The sequence below is a fragment of the Streptomyces sp. CHD11 genome, assembly GCF_018638295.1.
Taxonomy (GTDB): Bacteria; Actinomycetota; Actinomycetes; order Streptomycetales; family Streptomycetaceae; genus Streptomyces.
The window spans coordinates 318,936-337,068 of record NZ_JABTTS010000002.1; the positions used below are offsets into that span (position 1 = coordinate 318,936).

General features: G+C 70.2%; 11 protein-coding genes. 5 read left to right on the plus strand and 6 right to left on the minus strand.

Annotation, left to right across the window (positions count from 1 at the left end):
- Positions 1-283: 283 nt before the first annotated feature.
- The 3 genes from rpoB to HTV45_RS03230 all read left to right on the plus strand — a co-directional run bounded on the left by rpoB (position 284) and on the right by HTV45_RS03230 (position 8,529).
- Positions 284-3,769, plus strand: a complete 3,486-nt coding sequence (rpoB, locus tag HTV45_RS03220; protein ID WP_215204034.1) for a DNA-directed RNA polymerase subunit beta — start codon at positions 284-286, stop codon at positions 3,767-3,769.
- A gap of 95 nt (positions 3,770-3,864) precedes the next feature.
- The gene (locus HTV45_RS03225; protein WP_215204035.1) at positions 3,865-7,779 is read left to right on the plus strand and encodes a DNA-directed RNA polymerase subunit beta'; all 3,915 of its coding nucleotides are present in this window, start codon (positions 3,865-3,867) and stop codon (positions 7,777-7,779) included.
- A gap of 207 nt (positions 7,780-7,986) precedes the next feature.
- Entirely contained in the window at positions 7,987-8,529 is a 543-nt protein-coding gene (locus HTV45_RS03230; protein ID WP_215204036.1) for a DUF1707 and DUF4190 domain-containing protein, read from the plus strand.
- Positions 8,530-8,593: 64 nt separating this feature from the next.
- Here HTV45_RS03230 and HTV45_RS34755 read toward each other — a convergent pair whose 3' ends face one another.
- The 6 genes from HTV45_RS34755 to HTV45_RS03260 all read right to left on the minus strand — a co-directional run bounded on the left by HTV45_RS34755 (position 8,594) and on the right by HTV45_RS03260 (position 16,755).
- Positions 8,594-10,075 (minus strand): M48 family metalloprotease, encoded by a 1,482-nt coding sequence (locus HTV45_RS34755; RefSeq protein ID WP_285899602.1) that lies wholly within the window; start codon positions 10,073-10,075, stop codon positions 8,594-8,596.
- A 268-nt stretch (positions 10,076-10,343) separates the two neighbouring features.
- A complete protein-coding gene (locus HTV45_RS03240) occupies positions 10,344-10,934 on the minus strand; it encodes a Pycsar system effector family protein (protein WP_251691039.1) in 591 nt (196 codons plus the stop codon).
- Entirely contained in the window at positions 10,931-12,529 is a 1,599-nt protein-coding gene (locus tag HTV45_RS03245; RefSeq protein ID WP_215204037.1) for a hypothetical protein, read from the minus strand. The genes HTV45_RS03240 and HTV45_RS03245 overlap by 4 nt, the downstream gene beginning before the upstream one ends.
- Before the next feature lie 13 nt (positions 12,530-12,542).
- The gene (locus HTV45_RS03250; RefSeq protein WP_215204038.1) at positions 12,543-14,846 is read right to left on the minus strand and encodes a hypothetical protein; all 2,304 of its coding nucleotides are present in this window, start codon (positions 14,844-14,846) and stop codon (positions 12,543-12,545) included.
- Positions 14,843-15,721 (minus strand): hypothetical protein, encoded by an 879-nt coding sequence (locus HTV45_RS03255; RefSeq protein ID WP_215204039.1) that lies wholly within the window; start codon positions 15,719-15,721, stop codon positions 14,843-14,845. The genes HTV45_RS03250 and HTV45_RS03255 overlap by 4 nt, the downstream gene beginning before the upstream one ends.
- Positions 15,722-15,963: 242 nt before the next feature.
- On the minus strand, positions 15,964-16,755 hold the full coding sequence (locus tag HTV45_RS03260; protein WP_215204040.1) for a Crp/Fnr family transcriptional regulator: 792 nt from the start codon (positions 16,753-16,755) through the stop codon (positions 15,964-15,966).
- 515 nt (positions 16,756-17,270) lie between these two features.
- Between HTV45_RS03260 and rpsL the strand changes: the two genes are divergently transcribed.
- Both rpsL and rpsG read left to right on the plus strand, forming a co-directional pair.
- Positions 17,271-17,642, plus strand: a complete 372-nt coding sequence (gene rpsL, locus HTV45_RS03265; protein WP_003948652.1) for a 30S ribosomal protein S12 — start codon at positions 17,271-17,273, stop codon at positions 17,640-17,642.
- A 2-nt stretch (positions 17,643-17,644) separates the two neighbouring features.
- Complete coding sequence (gene rpsG / locus HTV45_RS03270) at positions 17,645-18,115, plus strand: 30S ribosomal protein S7 (RefSeq protein ID WP_003974303.1); 471 nt, start codon at positions 17,645-17,647, stop codon at positions 18,113-18,115.
- The last annotated feature ends 18 nt before the right edge of the window (positions 18,116-18,133 follow it).

Consider the following 18,133-nt stretch of genomic DNA (forward strand, 5'->3'; position numbering starts at 1 on the left):
GTGCGTTGAGGGCAGCGCCTTGTCGCAGGAGTTGAGTACAACGAGGGCCTTTACCCGGTCTCGTACACCGCACTGGACATCAGTGTGCCAAGTGGCTACACTGACCCTTTGCGCTGCCTGTTAGCTGTCCCCTGCCCGTCACCAGGGGCATTCCCTCGCTCGAGCACCGACGATCAGACGATCTCCGACCTGGGCTTTCGCCCCCCTCGGAGGAATCTGTCCCGATGCACAGCGGGGAGCCGGTACGCGCGTAGTGAGTCCGAGCCCTCGGAAGGACCCCCTCTTGGCCGCCTCGCGCAACGCCTCGACCGCGAATACGAACAACGGTGCCAGCACCGCCCCGCTGCGCATCTCCTTTGCAAAGATCAAGGAGCCTCTCGAGGTTCCGAACCTGCTCGCGCTGCAGACCGAGAGCTTCGACTGGCTGCTCGGCAACACCGCCTGGCAGAGTCGGGTCGAGGAGGCTCTCGAGAACGGGCAGGACGTCCCCACCAAGTCCGGTCTGGAGGAGATCTTCGAAGAGATCTCCCCGATCGAGGACTTCTCCGGGTCGATGTCGCTGACCTTCCGCGACCACCGCTTCGAGCCGCCGAAGAACTCCATCGACGAGTGCAAGGAGCGCGACTTCACGTACGCGGCACCGCTCTTCGTCACCGCCGAGTTCACCAACAACGAGACCGGCGAGATCAAGTCCCAGACGGTCTTCATGGGTGACTTCCCGCTCATGACGAACAAGGGCACCTTCGTCATCAACGGCACCGAGCGTGTCGTGGTGTCCCAGCTGGTCCGCTCGCCCGGCGTCTACTTCGACTCCTCCATCGACAAGACGTCCGACAAGGACATCTTCTCCGCCAAGATCATCCCGTCCCGGGGTGCCTGGCTGGAGATGGAGATCGACAAGCGCGACATGGTCGGTGTCCGTATCGACCGCAAGCGCAAGCAGTCCGTCACCGTCCTCCTGAAGGCGCTCGGCTGGACCACCGAGCAGATCCTCGAGGAGTTCGGCGAGTACGAGTCCATGCGCGCCACCCTGGAGAAGGACCACACCCAGGGCCAGGACGACGCGCTGCTCGACATCTACCGCAAGCTGCGTCCGGGCGAGCCCCCCACGCGTGAGGCCGCGCAGACGCTGCTCGAGAACCTGTACTTCAACCCCAAGCGCTACGACCTGGCCAAGGTCGGCCGCTACAAGGTCAACAAGAAGCTCGGCGGGGACGAGCCGCTGGACGCCGGTGTGCTCACCACCGACGACGTCATCGCCACCATCAAGTACCTGGTGAAGCTGCACGCCGGTGAGACCGAGACGGTCGGCGAGTCCGGGCGCTCGATCATCGTCGAGACCGACGACATCGACCACTTCGGCAACCGCCGCATCCGTAACGTCGGCGAGCTGATCCAGAACCAGGTCCGTACGGGTCTCGCCCGTATGGAGCGCGTCGTGCGCGAGCGCATGACCACCCAGGACGTCGAGGCGATCACGCCGCAGACCCTGATCAACATCCGGCCGGTCGTCGCCTCCATCAAGGAGTTCTTCGGCACCAGCCAGCTGTCCCAGTTCATGGACCAGAACAACCCGCTGTCGGGTCTGACGCACAAGCGTCGTCTCAACGCGCTCGGCCCGGGTGGTCTCTCCCGTGAGCGGGCCGGCTTCGAGGTCCGTGACGTGCACCCCTCGCACTACGGCCGCATGTGCCCGATCGAGACGCCGGAAGGCCCGAACATCGGCCTGATCGGCTCGCTCGCCTCCTACGGGCGGATCAACCCGTTCGGCTTCATCGAGACGCCGTACCGCAAGGTCGTCGACGGCCAGGTCACCGACGACGTCGACTACCTGACCGCCGACGAGGAGGACCGCTTCGTCATCGCGCAGGCCAACGCGCCGCTCGGCGACGACATGCGCTTCGTCGAGAACCGCATCCTGGTCCGCCGCCGCGGCGGCGAGGTCGACTACGTCCCCGGTGACGAGGTCGACTACATGGACGTCTCGCCGCGCCAGATGGTGTCGGTCGCGACCGCCATGATCCCGTTCCTCGAGCACGACGACGCCAACCGTGCCCTGATGGGCGCGAACATGATGCGTCAGGCGGTGCCGCTCATCAAGAGCGAGTCCCCGCTGGTCGGCACCGGCATGGAGTACCGCTCCGCCGCCGACGCCGGCGACGTGGTCAAGGCCGAGAAGGCGGGTGTGGTCCAGGAGGTCTCCGCCGACTACATCACCACCGCCAACGACGACGGCACGTACATCACGTACCGCCTGGCCAAGTTCTCCCGGTCCAACCAGGGCACCTCGGTCAACCAGAAGGTCATCGTCGCCGAGGGCGACCGGCTCGTCGAGGGCCAGGTCCTCGCCGACGGTCCGGCCACCGAGAACGGCGAGATGGCGCTCGGCAAGAACCTGCTGGTCGCGTTCATGCCGTGGGAGGGTCACAACTACGAGGACGCGATCATCCTGTCGCAGCGCCTCGTGCAGGACGACGTCCTCTCCTCGATCCACATCGAGGAGCACGAGGTCGACGCCCGTGACACCAAGCTGGGCCCGGAGGAGATCACCCGGGACATCCCGAACGTCTCCGAGGAGGTCCTCGCCGACCTCGACGAGCGCGGCATCATCCGCATCGGTGCCGAGGTCGTCGCCGGCGACATCCTGGTCGGCAAGGTCACGCCCAAGGGTGAGACCGAGCTGACCCCGGAGGAGCGCCTGCTCCGTGCGATCTTCGGTGAGAAGGCCCGTGAGGTCCGTGACACCTCGCTGAAGGTCCCGCACGGCGAGATCGGCAAGGTCATCGGCGTGCGCGTCTTCGACCGCGAGGAGGGCGACGAGCTTCCCCCCGGTGTGAACCAGCTGGTGCGCGTCTACGTCGCGCAGAAGCGCAAGATCACCGACGGTGACAAGCTCGCCGGCCGGCACGGCAACAAGGGGGTCATCTCCAAGATCCTGCCCATCGAGGACATGCCGTTCCTCGAGGACGGGACCCCGGTCGACATCATCCTCAACCCGCTCGGTGTGCCGTCCCGGATGAACCCGGGACAGGTCCTGGAGATCCACCTCGGCTGGCTCGCCAGCCGCGGCTGGGACGTCTCCGGCCTCGCGGACGAGTGGGCCGAGCGGCTCCAGGCCATCGGCGCCGACAAGGTCGAGCCCGGTACCAACGTCGCCACCCCGGTCTTCGACGGTGCGCGCGAGGACGAGCTCGCCGGTCTGCTCCAGCACACCATCCCGAACCGGGACGGCGAGCGCATGGTGCTCCCGACCGGCAAGGCGCGGCTGTACGACGGCCGCTCCGGTGAGCCGTTCCCCGAGCCGATCTCGGTCGGTTACATGTACATCCTGAAGCTGCACCACCTGGTCGACGACAAGCTGCACGCGCGTTCGACCGGTCCGTACTCCATGATCACCCAGCAGCCGCTGGGTGGTAAGGCTCAGTTCGGTGGACAGCGGTTCGGCGAGATGGAGGTGTGGGCACTCGAGGCGTACGGCGCCGCCTACGCGCTCCAGGAGCTGCTGACCATCAAGTCCGACGACGTCACCGGCCGCGTGAAGGTCTACGAGGCCATCGTCAAGGGCGAGAACATCCCCGAGCCCGGCATCCCCGAGTCCTTCAAGGTGCTCATCAAGGAGATGCAGTCCCTGTGCCTGAACGTGGAGGTGCTGTCCAGCGACGGTATGTCCATCGAGATGCGTGACACCGACGAGGACGTCTTCCGCGCTGCGGAGGAGCTCGGCATCGACCTGTCCCGGCGCGAGCCGAGCAGCGTCGAAGAGGTCTGACGGGAGCGGGGCGGCCTGACCGACGTCGGGCCGCCCGCCCCAGGACCCCCGTTTCAGACCCCAAGACTTACAACCCTGAGAGGGATTGACGCATAGTGCTCGACGTCAACTTCTTCGACGAGCTCCGGATCGGTCTGGCCACCGCTGACGACATCCGTCAGTGGAGCCACGGCGAGGTCAAGAAGCCCGAGACGATCAACTACCGCACGCTCAAGCCCGAAAAGGACGGACTCTTCTGCGAGAAGATCTTCGGTCCGACCCGGGACTGGGAGTGCTACTGCGGCAAGTACAAGCGTGTCCGCTTCAAGGGCATCATCTGTGAGCGCTGTGGCGTGGAGGTCACGCGCGCCAAGGTGCGCCGTGAGCGGATGGGCCACATCGAACTGGCCGCGCCCGTCACCCACATCTGGTACTTCAAGGGCGTCCCGTCGCGCCTCGGCTACCTGCTCGACCTCGCCCCGAAGGACCTGGAGAAGGTCATCTACTTCGCGGCGTACATGATCACGTACGTCGACGAGGAGCGCCGCACCCGCGACCTGCCCTCGCTGGAGGCCCATGTCTCCGTCGAGCGCCAGCAGGTCGAGAACCGCCGCGACGCCGACCTCGAGGCCCGCGCCAAGAAGCTCGAGACGGACCTCGCCGAGCTCGAGGCCGAGGGTGCCAAGGCCGACGTGCGCCGCAAGGTGCGCGAGGGCGCCGAGCGTGAGATGAAGCAGCTGCGCGACCGTGCGCAGCGCGAGATCGACCGCCTCGACGAGGTGTGGAACCGGTTCAAGAACCTCAAGGTCCAGGACCTCGAGGGCGACGAACTGCTCTACCGCGAGCTGCGCGACCGCTTCGGCACGTACTTCGACGGATCGATGGGTGCCGCGGCGCTGCAGAAGCGCCTGGAGTCCTTCGACCTCGACGAGGAGGCCGAGCGCCTCCGCGAGATCATCCGCACCGGCAAGGGCCAGAAGAAGACCCGTGCGCTCAAGCGCCTCAAGGTCGTCTCCGCGTTCCTGCAGACCAGCAACAGCCCCAAGGGCATGGTGCTCGACTGCGTGCCGGTCATCCCGCCGGACCTGCGTCCGATGGTGCAGCTGGACGGTGGCCGCTTCGCGACCTCCGACCTGAACGACCTGTACCGCCGTGTCATCAACCGCAACAACCGCCTGAAGCGGCTTCTCGACCTCGGCGCGCCCGAGATCATCGTGAACAACGAGAAGCGCATGCTCCAGGAGGCCGTGGACGCGCTCTTCGACAACGGCCGTCGTGGCCGCCCGGTGACGGGCCCCGGCAACCGTCCGCTGAAGTCGCTGTCCGACATGCTCAAGGGCAAGCAGGGCCGCTTCCGTCAGAACCTGCTCGGCAAGCGCGTGGACTACTCCGCGCGTTCCGTGATCGTCGTCGGCCCGCAGCTCAAGCTGCACCAGTGCGGTCTGCCGAAGGCGATGGCGCTGGAGCTCTTCAAGCCGTTCGTGATGAAGCGCCTGGTCGACCTGAACCACGCGCAGAACATCAAGAGCGCGAAGCGCATGGTCGAGCGCGGCCGCACGGTCGTGTACGACGTCCTCGAAGAGGTCATCGCGGAGCACCCGGTTCTGCTGAACCGTGCGCCCACGCTGCACCGCCTCGGCATCCAGGCCTTCGAGCCGCAGCTGGTCGAGGGCAAGGCCATCCAGATCCACCCGCTCGTCTGCACCGCGTTCAACGCGGACTTCGACGGTGACCAGATGGCCGTTCACCTGCCGCTCTCCGCGGAGGCGCAGGCCGAGGCCCGCATCCTGATGCTGTCCTCGAACAACATCCTCAAGCCGGCCGACGGCCGTCCGGTGACGATGCCGACCCAGGACATGGTCCTCGGTCTGTTCTTCCTCACCACCGACGGCGAGATGCGCGACCTCAAGGGTGAGGGCCGCTCCTTCGCCTCGGTCGCCGAAGCGATCATGGCCTTCGACGCGGGCGAGCTGTCGCTCCAGTCGAGGATCGACGTCCGCTTCCCGGTCGGCACCATCCCGCCGCGCGGCTGGACCCCGCCGGCGCGGGAGGACGGGGACGACGCCGTCGCGGAGAGGGAGTGGCAGCAGGGTGACAGCTTCCGGCTGAACACCACCCTGGGCCGCGCGCTCTTCAACGAGCTGCTGCCCGAGGACTACCCGTTCGTCGACTACGAGGTCGGCAAGAAGCAGCTCTCGGAGATCGTCAACGACCTCGCCGAGCGCTACCCGAAGGTCATCGTGGCGGCGACGCTCGACAACCTGAAGGCGTCCGGCTTCTTCTGGGCCACCCGGTCCGGCGTCACCGTCGCCATCTCCGACGTCGTCGTTCCCGAGGCGAAGAAGGAGATCGTCAAGGGGTACGAGGCGCAGGACGAGAAGGTCCAGAAGCAGTACGAGCGCGGTCTCATCACCAAGGACGAGCGCACTCAGGAACTCATCAACATCTGGACCAAGGCGACCAACGAGGTCGCCGAGGCGATGAACGAGAACTTCCCGAAGACCAACCCGATCTTCATGATGGTGAACTCGGGCGCACGAGGCAACATGATGCAGATGCGTCAGATCGCCGGTATGCGTGGTCTGGTGTCGAACGCGAAGAACGAGACGATCCCGCGTCCGATCAAGGCGTCGTTCCGTGAGGGTCTGTCCGTGCTGGAGTACTTCATCTCCACGCACGGTGCCCGTAAGGGTCTGGCGGACACCGCTCTGCGTACCGCCGACTCGGGTTACCTCACCCGTCGTCTGGTCGACGTCTCCCAGGACGTCATCATCCGCGAGGAGGACTGCGGCACCGACCGCGGTCTGCGTCTCAAGATCGCCAGCCGGGACGAGACGGGCGTGCTCCGCAAGGAGGGCGACGTCGAGACCTCGGTGTACGCGCGCTGCCTCGCCGAGGACATCGTCGTCGACGGGCAGGTGCTGGCCCCGGCCGGCACCGACCTGGGAGACGTCCTCATCGAGGAGCTCGTCTCCCGCGGCGTCGAGGAGGTCAAGACCCGCTCGGTCCTGACCTGTGAGTCCGCCGTCGGCACCTGCGCGATGTGCTACGGCCGTTCGCTGGCCACCGGCAAGCTGGTCGACATCGGTGAGGCGGTCGGCATCATCGCCGCCCAGTCCATCGGTGAGCCCGGTACCCAGCTGACGATGCGTACCTTCCACACCGGTGGTGTGGCCGGTGACGACATCACCCAGGGTCTGCCGCGTGTCGTCGAGCTCTTCGAGGCCCGTACGCCCAAGGGTGTCGCCCCGATCTCCGAGGCCTCCGGCCGCGTGCGGATCGAGGAGACCGAGAAGACGAAGAAGCTGGTCGTCACCCCGGACGACGGCAGCGACGAGACGGCGTTCCCGATCTCCAAGCGTGCCAAGGTCCTGGTCTCCGAGGGCGAGCACGTCGACGTGGGCCAGCAGCTCACGGTGGGTGCCACCAACCCGCACGACGTGCTGCGCATCCTGGGTCAGCGTGCCGTCCAGGTCCACCTGGTCGGCGAGGTCCAGAAGGTCTACAACTCGCAGGGCGTGTCGATCCACGACAAGCACATCGAGATCATCATCCGGCAGATGCTGCGCAGGGTGACGATCATCGAGTCGGGCGACGCCGAGCTGCTGCCCGGCGAGCTGGTCGAGCGTTCGAAGTTCGAGACCGAGAACCGTCGTGTGGTCCAGGAGAGCGGTCACCCCGCCTCCGGTCGTCCGCAGCTGATGGGTATCACCAAGGCCTCGCTGGCGACGGAGTCCTGGCTGTCGGCCGCCTCCTTCCAGGAGACGACCCGAGTGCTGACGGATGCGGCGATCAACGCCAAGTCCGACAGCCTCATCGGCCTCAAGGAGAACGTCATCATCGGTAAGCTCATCCCGGCCGGTACGGGTCTGTCCCGCTACCGCAACATCCGGGTCGAGCCGACCGAGGAGGCCAAGGCCGCGATGTACTCGGCCGTCGGCTACGACGACATCGACTACTCGCCGTTCGGCACGGGCTCCGGCCAGGCCGTTCCGCTGGAGGACTACGACTACGGTCCGTACAACCAGTAAGCGGGCAGCTTGATCCGAAGGGCGGTCACTCCGTACGGGGTGGCCGCCCTTCGGCGTGCCGGGCCCGTCGGGACGAGCCCGGCGGGGGTCGGTCGTGGATCACGCGGGTGCGACGGGGGTCCGGTGGAACCAAACTCCCGCTACGGTGCGTTCAAGTGGGTGAATACACTTGTCAGAGATTCCTGTCCGGCCCCCCGGGAGGCAGCCGTGTCGTACCCGACCCCGTGGCAGGGCAACAATCCCCTGCAGGGGCCAGGCGCCCCGTCGATGCTGGCCTCGCACGCCGACCGGGAGCGCGCCGTGGACGTCCTGCGGGCCGGGTACGGCGAGGGCAGGCTGGACCACCCCGAATTCGAGAAGCGCGTCGCCCGGGCCTACACCGCCCGCACCATAGCCGAGCTGTCGCTGCTGGTCGCCGATCTGCCGCAGGGCCCGCAGCCCCAGCAGTTCCAGCCGATGGCGGCCGCGGGGCCGGTCCCGGCGACGTTTCTGCCCCGGCCGCAGCCGGCGACGAACGGCAAGGCGATCGCCTCCATGGTCTGCGGCGTCCTGTCCCTGGCCACCGGCGGCCTCACCGGTCTCCCGGCCGTGATCCTCGGCCACATGGCGCAGTCGGAGATCCGCCGCACGGGTGAGGCCGGTGATGGCTTCGTCCTGACCGGGCTGGTGCTCGGCTGGCTGTCGGTCGCCGGCTGGGTGATCTTCCTGAGCTTCTTCGTCCTGCTGGCCGCGATGGTGGGAACGGGCTGACCGGGCCCGGCCCGCCCGGACTGTCGTCCGGACGGGCCGGTCAGCGGGCTGGTCAGCGGGTCGGTCAGCGGGCCGGCTGGAGGTACGGCTGCAGGTGGTGCAACCGGGTGTGGTAGTCCGGGTGCGAGGCCAGCAGCCTGCTCGTCGAGGTCTCCGCGGCCGGCGGTTTCCCGGCCGCGGCGGCGATCATGGCGGCCTCCCGCTGCTCGTGTTCCTCCTGCTGGTGCATCTTCTGCAGTACGGCGGCCAGCATCGGGGCGAAGCCGAGCGCGGCGGCGTGCTGGTCGGCGCGGAGTTCGGCACGGCGGCCGACTGCGGCGAGTGCGTACGGCAGGGCGAGGAACAGCAGCGGCAGCCCGTACAGGGTGCTGATCGAGGCGATGGTGATGCTGCCGACGACGAGGCAGAAGAACGCCACGCCGAGGCAGGAGAACACCCGCGACAGCTGGAACATGAACGCGGTGACCAGGCGCACCAGCTGCCAGGCGAACCGGCCGGGCAGTGCGTACCAGTAGCCGAGCAGTGAGGACCAGGCGTGGCCGCCGACGTGATGGCCCAGCTCGTGGGCCATCACGGCGGCCAGCTCGCCGTTGGGCAGCTGGTGCAGGGCGAACCGGGTGACGCCGACGATGTGCCCGGCCGCGGCGACGGCGTTGAGACTGTCGCTGTCCTCGATCCACAGCTCGTAGGTGCGGCCGTCGACGCCCGCGCGGGAGGTGACCTCGCGCCAGATCGGTTCGAGTTTGGCTCGTTCTTGTGGAGTGGGGTAGCGCAAACGGAGCAGATGGCGCGCGAGGGCGCGTTCCGTCGGGCGGTGGAACATGAGTGCGCCGCTGGCCAGCCAGGCCAGGACGACCACGATGCCGAGGCTGCCGAAGAAGGCCGAGACCAGGCCGACGACGAGGAGGCTGCACAGGAAGTTCGGCAGGTAGAGGAGCAGGTTGCCGAAGGCGGTGGCGTCGGTGTGGCGCTGCTGACCGGAGATGTGGACCCGGCCGTGGTGATCGGTGTCGATGTGGTGCGGGTGCTGCGGGGAGTGGGGCCCGGGAGGCGCGGGCGGGGCGGCCTGCGGCGCCGGGAAGGGGCTCGGGTACTGAGGGGCTAGCGAGGCCGGAGCGGGGGAGGGAGCCGAGGCCGGGGTGGGGTGCTGCTGCGGGTACTGAGGGGGTTGCGCGGTCGCGTCCGGGTACCGCGGGGCCTGCTGGTGAGGGGTCTGCGGGGCCGGGTCCGGGTACCGCGGGTCCGGGGCCGGGTACTGCGGAGCCTGTATGGGGTGTGGCTGCCGGGGAGGGCCGGCAGCGGAGGGCGGGGCGGCCTGCGGGGCCGGGTGCTGAGGGGGCTGGGGGGTCTCGTGCGGGTACGGAGGAGCTTGGGGAGCGGAGGTCGGGTACTGCGGGGCCTCCGGGACCGGAGCCGGGTGCTGCGGGACCTGGTTCGGGTGCGGGTACTGAGAGGTCTGCGGGTACGGAGGGCTCTGCGGGTACGGAGGGCTCTGCGGGTACGGGGGAGCGTCCATACCCGGACGCGGGTACTCGGGAGCGTCCATGCCGGGACGCTGATGCCGCGGGACGTCTGCGCCCGGGCGCGGGGGCCGGGGGCGCTGCGGGGCCTGCTGGTGCTGGGCGGGGATGTGCGGCCGGGGAACGGCCGGGGGCGACGGCTGAGGTTCGGGCGAGGGTGCGGACGGGGCTCTGGGGGCGGGCGGCGGCTGTTCGGGGCGGCGGCCGGTCGGCTCCGGGTGCTCCGCGGGGGTCGGCGGTGGCTTGGTCATGGTTCTTCCTTCGCTGTGACGTGATCGGTGGCGGGCCCGTGGGTCAGCCGATCAGCAGGGAGGCCGGCAGCAGGAGCGTGCCGGCGCAGAAGGCGATGAGGCCGGTACGGATCCACTGGTGCTTGCGCCAGGCGATCCGGCTCGTCTCCGTGAGCGCCGCCGTCAGACCGGCCACCGGGTCGGCCGCGGTGTCGGTGAGCGCGGTGTCCAGCAGACCCGCCCGCGCGGCCCGCCGGATGTCCCCGAAGTACGACAGCGGCTGCCCCCGGAACCAGGTCCCGCTGCGGTAGCGGGGCAGTACCGCCAGGAGCAGCGCGCACAGGGAGAGGCCGAGGGACGCGGTCCCGGCCCACCACAGCGTGGCGCCGGTCGCCGAGAGGGAGCCCGGTGACCAGTCCCGGCCGGCGAGCAGTCCGCTGAACACGCCCGCGGTGATGCCGAGCGCGGCGACCAGGACGGCCGCCTTGCTGTCGGCGCGGGCTATCTCGGTGCGCAGGTCCCCCAGCAGTCGCTCGCCCACCTGTGCGCGGTACGCGGAGGAGGGTGCGCGCGTGGGGTCCGGAGCGGGGCCGGGGGTGTCCGGGGTCGCTGTCGTCGTGGGGGTGGGTGCCGGCGGCGCCGGGTCGGCCGTCATGGTCCGTCCTCCCCGGCGGCGGGGTCCCGCGGGGCGCCGTGCGGCGGCTCCCCCGGGGGTGTTCCGGTGTCGGCCCGGTCGGCGGGGGGAGTGGTGGGAGCGGTGGGGGGCGTGGGCGGGGCCTGGCCGGGGGCGGTGGGTGTGGTGCCGTAGCCCGGCGGCGGCTGCCACGCGGGCGTGGCGGGTGCGGGCTGCGGGGTGTACGGCGTGGCGGGGACGGTGGGCGTGTAGGGCGGTGGCACGGGGCTCGCGTACGGTCCGGCCGGAACGGCGGGCGGGGTGTACGGCGCCGGGGGCGGGGTGTACGGCGCTGCCGGGCCGGGAGCCGTGGGGGGCGGAGCCGGTGTGTGGGCGGTGGGTGGCGCTCCCGGCGTGTGCGGCACGGCGGGAGCGGGGTTCGTGGGGGGCGGCGGTGCGCCCGCGCCCGCGATCGGGGCGCCGCCCGGATCCGTGCCGGGGTCCGGAGCGGGCGGGGTGCCCGGGGGGCCGTCCGCCGGCGGCAGCAGGGACGGGTTCTGGGGAACGCCCGGGAGACGCTGGTTGAGGATGTCGCTCACGGTGCGCAGCGCCAGCTGCTTGGGCCCCTCCAGCTCGAACTTCTCCGCGCCCTCGCTCCCCAGCAGCTCCTTCACCAGCTCCATCTGCGCCTGGATCATCCGGAGCTGGTCGTCGCGCATGCTGGTCATCACGAGCCGCGAGTCCTCCGGGTGCTGGGCGAGATGGAGCGCCCAGGACTGCACACCGCCCTGCGAGAGATGCCACTGGTAGAACTTGATCTTCTCGGCTTCCAGCTGCTGCAGCTCCAGCGCCTGCCGGCCCTCGAGCATCATCTGGTCGTGCTGCCAGCGCTGCTGTTGAAGGGCCAGCTCCTGCTGCCGGCTCCCGTACGCCATGGCCCGCTCGATCTGGAGTTCGTCCTGTTGCCGGTGGCGGTGATCCGTCTCGACGTCGACCCGCATGCCCTGCTGCGCCGTGCGGACGTGCTCGGTCGCGGAGTGGTCGATGGCCTGGAGCCGCTGCTGGTGGTCGATGTTCGCCTGGTCGCGGCGCACCCGCAGTGTCCAGGTGGCCTGGAGTCCCGCCGCAGCGCCCAGCGGTCCGAGGAGCGTGACCGCCCGCAGCAGTTCCCGCTCGGCCGCCCCGCTGTCGGCGATGGCGAAGCCGCGGGTGACCGGCCGGGCCGCCTGCTGCAACTCGCCGATGAGCATGGTGGGCACGTCCCTGATGCCGCTGGCCACGAACCGTCCCGGGTCCAGCACCTGCCAGGAGACGTCCACCTCGGCCGTGAACTCCAGGGCGTCGTTGTCGCTGGGCAGGGTGAAGGCGTCGGTGAAGGGGTGGACGCCCATGTCCACCTCGTACACCGCGGTGTACCGGCGGGCGGCGATCTCACTGCGGTTCGGTCTGGTCGGCGGCGGATAGGCCTCGTACCCGCCCTTCGGGGTGGAGAAGACCAGTGCGTGGTCGATGCGGACCACGTGCTTGATGGACAGCTCGAACCGGGACAGCTGCCGCACGGTGAGCACCGGGTCGATCAGCCGGGTGTGCCGGTCGCCGGACTGCTGCCACTCGTACGGACGGCGGAAGGAAGGCATGGCGCGTCTTTCGTCAGCGTGGGAAGCGGGGCGGGAGCGTGCTCAGGAGTCGGGTGGTGACCTCGGGCGGGGGGTTGCCGTCCTCGCCCGGCATGGTGCGCAGGAGATGGGTCAGCCGCTGGTGCTCCGTCGGTGTGGTGACGAGCGTCGGGAGCAGCGCGGCGAGGGCCCATTCGACGGTCGTGGACCGGCTCGCGATCAGCACCCAGTCGCGCAGGACCTCCAGCGCGTGCCCGGTGTAGTGCGGGTCGCCGAGGGTCTCCCGCCACAGGCGCGCGATGCCCCGGGCGGCGGTCCGGTCGTCGTCGGCCGAGGCACGGGCGTACCAGCTCAGGACCAGCGGAGTGCCGTACCGCCGGTCGTCGCCCTCGGTACGGCGGCAGGCGTTGACGAAGCCGCCGAGGGAGAGGTCGCGCACGGCCCGCTCGTCGTCGAGGCGGGCCAGCAGGCCGGCGAGGACCTCCTCGTCGGCCGGTGACAGCAGCAGCAGTTCCACGGCCTCGGCGAGTTCCCGCGCCATCTCCACGTCGAAGTCGTCCGGATCGCCGAAGTGCCGGTACAGCGCCCGGGTGGCGTCGCGCAGTGCGGCGAGGGCCTGGGCGGGCCGCTCGGGGCCGATCAGCGCGTACGCCCGGACGGCCACCCAGCGCAGCCGCCGGTCCTCGGCCGTGGACCAGGCGTCGAGGATGCGCGGGATGTTGGGGGTGCCGATGTGGTGGGCCAGGGTGAGCGAGTTGACCGCGACGAGCCGGTGCCGGAACAGGTTGGAGGTCGCCCACGGCTCTATGACCAGTGCCATCGCGGAGGGCAGGTCGGTACGGGCGAGGACGGCGACGGTGGAGGCGGCCCGGGTGCGGACCAGGGGCCGGCCGTCGTCGGCGAGGTGACGCAGCCAGGCGACCAGCGCGGGCCGGGCCGACGGATGGCCGGTCCACACCTCCCGCAGCAGCACCAGGGAGGCCCGCTCGTCGTGGAAGGCGGCCTTCGTCTGGGTCACCGGGCCCCACTCGGTGTGTTCCTCGGCCTCGTGGCGCTCGGCGCGGGCGAGCTGGAGCCGTTTGCCGATGTGGGTGCCGAAGACGGGGATCACGGGCACCGTGGCCCGGTTCTCCGTCTGCTGCAGCAGGCCGTAGAGCAGGTCGCTGAGCTCGGCGGTGAGCGCGTACGGGCCGTCGTCGAACGCGGCGAGCGCGATGAGGAACGCCTTGTCGCGCAGGTGTACGACGGACTCGTCCTCCTCGAACCACTCCTGGACCTGGTTCTCCAGTGAGACGAGCGAGAAGTCGGCGACCGCCTGTTCGGTGACCTCGCCCGCCGCGTACCGGCCGAGGAGCTGGGCGAAGGCGGCGACCTCGCGCAGCTGGTGACCGTGGTCCAGGAACTCCTTGACCTCAGGGAGTCCCAGCAGGCGTTCGACGGTCTCCTCGGGGGAGCGGACGCGCAGATGTGCGGCCAGTACGTCCTCGGCGGTGGGCGGCCGCCAGTCGGCGGCGGCGACGTCGTCCTCCAGGACGGCGGTGGGGCCGACGGTGATCACCGCGTAGGCGTCCTGCTCGGCGAGCCGGTCCGCGGCACTCAGCAGATGGGTCTCGCGCAGGGCGTTGCCGCGCCGGGTCACGAGGTCGCACAGGACGTAGCCGCGGGCGCGGGCGGTCCCGACGGCGGAGTCCGGCCCCGTGCCTGTGCCGGTACGTGCGGCCGTGTCGCCGTCGCCGTCCCGGGCGGTGAACCTCTCGGGGAGGGAGCCGGGTGTGGTGTCGCGGTCCAGGGCCAGTACGGAGGTGGCGCCGACCCGGTGCAGCAGCATCAGGGCGGCCGTGCGCCGGCCGGTGAAGCGGGCGCCGGACAGCACCAGGACGCGGTCGCGGCGCAGCCGGTCCACCAGACTCTCGAAGAAGGTGTCGCCGACGGTGACGAAGGAGGCGGCGAGCCGTTCCAGGGTGGCGCGCGGGATCTCGCCCGCGGCGGAGGCGACCGTGGACAGTCCCGGGATGGACCAGTGGTGGACCGTCTTGCTGCCCATCACCACATCGCCGGTGACCCGGCCGCCGGAGACGCCGTGCTGGTCGCCCCCGGTGTAGCCGCCGCCGAACGCGGACCGCGAGCCGACCCTCATGGTGCGCGGGCTGTGGTCGACCAGGTCCCGCCGGGCCGACCAGGCGTTCTGCGGCTGGTCGCGCCCCTGGGACTCCTCGGCGGTGCCGTCCTTGGGCGTCTCGTCGGAGGACGGCTCGCCCGGCGCGGCGGCGGCCGCCGAACCGCCGCCCGCCGCTCTGCCGTCGGCCGGGCCCGCGGCCGGCGGTTCCTGGCCGCTCACGGCCGCTCACTCCGTTCCGTCTTGCCGCCCATCACGACGTCTCCCGTGACCTCGCCGCCGGAGACACCGTGCTGGTCACCGGCGACGTAACCGCCGCCGAAGCTCACCGTGCCCCCGCTGATGTCGAGGACGGGGCCCGGCGCCGGGGCTCCCCGATGTGCTGCCGGCGCCGGGCGGCTCTGGTGCGGACCGTCCTGGTGCGACCGGGCGGCCGGCGCCGGGCGGTCCCCCGACCCGCCCGGCGCCTCCCCCGCCCCCCGGTCACCGGGGTCCTCGCAGCCCTCGCTCCGGTCCCCGGAGTTCTCCGGCACGGGACCGTGCAGCCACGCCGTCAGCAGGCCGTTCTTGCTGTCCACCGCCATGCGGTGGAAGCCGGCGGCCGGGACGCCGGGGTGGTCGTGCCGCACGACTCCGGTGTACACGGAGTCCGAGACACACAGGGCGAAGTCGTCCTCGCGTTCCCGCAGGGCCGCGCGGAGCAGGGCGGCGTCCAGCAGGCGGCAGGCGTGGTTCAGGTCGGTACCGACCCAGCCGTCGTGGCGGTCGACGGCCACGTATCCGCCGGCGACGACACCGCGCAGGCGCATCTGCGCGGAGCGGGACGCCATGCGGTTGACGGCCCGCAACTGTGCGGGCACCTCGGTGAGCAGGGCCCGCAGCAGCGCCGTCACCGGGGCGTTCGCGTCGATCAGCTCCATCACAGAGTCACCGCGGTCGGCCCGCGCGCGCAGGGTCTCGTCGATGCCGGCGGCTTCCAGCGCGCGGTCGGTGACGTCGTACAGCATGCGCCGCAGATACGCCTGCTCCACGTCGTCCCGGTCGCTGAACCTCTCGATGTCCAGCAACAGGATCGTGCGGCTCACGGGGTCGGTCATGGTCGCCCTTCGGACGGTGGGGATGGCGGTGCAGGGCAGCAGCGTGCCGGGAGCGGGGGGTGGGGTGTGAGGGCGTATGACCCACTGGAACTGTGACCGTGTGCACAGAACACCGCGTGGGGCGAGTGGGGATCTCCGCTGAGCCGGGTGGGGCGGGGACGGGGGCGGGGGATCGGTGGGTGGGTTCGCCCCCGCCGGCCCTTCCCGTCCCGGACCTGGGGCGCCGCCCCAGACCCCGCTCCTCAGGCGCCGGAGGGGCTGCGTGGGACGCCGGTGGGGCTGATGTTCTCGGGTGGGCGCTGGGGGGAGGGAACGGTCGGGGCCGGCTGGTCGGTGGCGGCGATGCGGCGGAGGAGGTCGGGGCGGAGGATCAGCAGTGTGCGGCGGCCGGTGGAGACGGCTTCCTTCTCGCGCAGCTCCCGCAGCAGACGCTGCACCATCTCCCGCGACGCGCCGACCGACCCCGCGAGCTCCTGCTTGCTGAGCGGTACGGCGAGCTCGACGCCCTCGTCGGTACGGCGGCCGTGGCTGCGGGCCAGGTCGAGCAGCAGTACCGCGAAGCGCTGGCGCACACTCATCGACGCGAACTCGAGGCGCCGCCGGTCCGCCGCCCGGGTGCGGTCCGCCGTGAGGCCGAGGAGGGCGAAGGACACCGCCGGGGAGTGGCCCAGGAAGTCCTTGAAGCGCAGGTGTTCCACGGCCACCGCCCGCACCGGCTCCAGCGCGGTCACGGTCGCCGACCGGGGGCGCCCGGTCAGCGCGGCCGACTCGCCGACGACGTCACCGGCGCCGCGCAGGGCGAGCAGCGCCTCGTAGCCGTTGGCCGCAGCGGCCGTGACTTTCGTCCAGCCCTGGACCAGCAGCAGGACGTGCGAGGACGGTTCGCGCTGGTGCAGCAGAACGACCCGCGGGGCGAAGTGCAGCTCGCGGCCGAGCGAGAGCAGTGCGGTCCTTTCCTGGCTCTCCAGACGGGCCAGGAAAGGCACCCGGTCCTCCAGACGGCTGTCGTCCGGTCCGTACGGCGCCGATGTCATCAGCTGAACCCCCCGTTCGTCTGCGGCGGACGGATCAAAGTACTGAGCGACGCACCTGTAAAGGGCTGGATCCGGCCAACACGGCAAATCGGCCACAAGGGGGCCGTCGATCGGCGGCGGACGGCCGGGAAGCGGAAGGCCGGCCGGCCGCGGGGGAGGGAGGGGGCGCGGGGCGGCCGGGGCGCGACCGGAGGCCCGGTGCGCGGTTACGGACGGTCCGCGAGGGTGACGGAAATCCGGCAGGGCGAAGTGGGAAGAGTCCGGCTTCCCGGGCGTCGCTCCATTTGTTTTGACCGGAGTCCGTGAGGTAGGTACGCTCAGACCTTGTGCCTGGGGTGTGCCCTGGCCTCCGTGCGTGCCATCACACCGCACCGGGGGCTGCGAAACGGCCACCGTGATTCAGCGCCTTCTTCTGCTTTGCGGCGGGAGTCCGCAGGATTCGACACACCCGACCGCGTGGGTCGGTGACGTTCCAGGTTAGCTTCACCATTCGGCACACAGAAACCGGAGAAGTAGTGCCTACGATCCAGCAGCTGGTCCGGAAGGGCCGGCAGGACAAGGTCGAGAAGAACAAGACGCCCGCACTCGAGGGTTCGCCCCAGCGTCGTGGCGTCTGCACGCGTGTGTTCACGACCACCCCGAAGAAGCCGAACTCGGCCCTGCGTAAGGTCGCGCGTGTGCGTCTGACCAGCGGGATCGAGGTCACTGCTTACATTCCGGGTGAGGGGCACAACCTGCAGGAGCACTCCATCGTGCTCGTGCGCGGCGGCCGTGTGAAGGACCTGCCGGGTGTTCGCTACAAGATCATCCGCGGTTCCCTCGACACCCAGGGTGTCAAGAACCGCAAGCAGGCCCGCAGCCGCTACGGCGCCAAGAAGGAGAAGTAAGAATGCCTCGTAAGGGCCCCGCCCCGAAGCGCCCGGTCATCATCGACCCGGTCTACGGTTCTCCTCTGGTGACCTCCCTGATCAACAAGGTGCTGCTGAACGGCAAGCGCTCCACCGCCGAGCGCATCGTGTACGGCGCCATGGAGGGCCTGCGCGAGAAGACCGGCAACGACCCGGTCATCACGCTGAAGCGCGCTCTCGAGAACATCAAGCCGACCCTCGAGGTCAAGTCCCGCCGCGTCGGTGGCGCCACGTACCAGGTGCCGATCGAGGTCAAGCCCGGTCGTGCCAACACCCTGGCGCTGCGCTGGCTGGTCGGTTACTCCCGCGCCCGTCGCGAGAAGACCATGACCGAGCGTCTGCTCAACGAGCTTCTCGACGCCTCCAACGGCCTCGGCGCCGCTGTGAAGAAGCGCGAGGACACGCACAAGATGGCCGAGTCCAACAAGGCCTTCGCGCACTACCGCTGGTAGTCGCTACCCACATCGAGA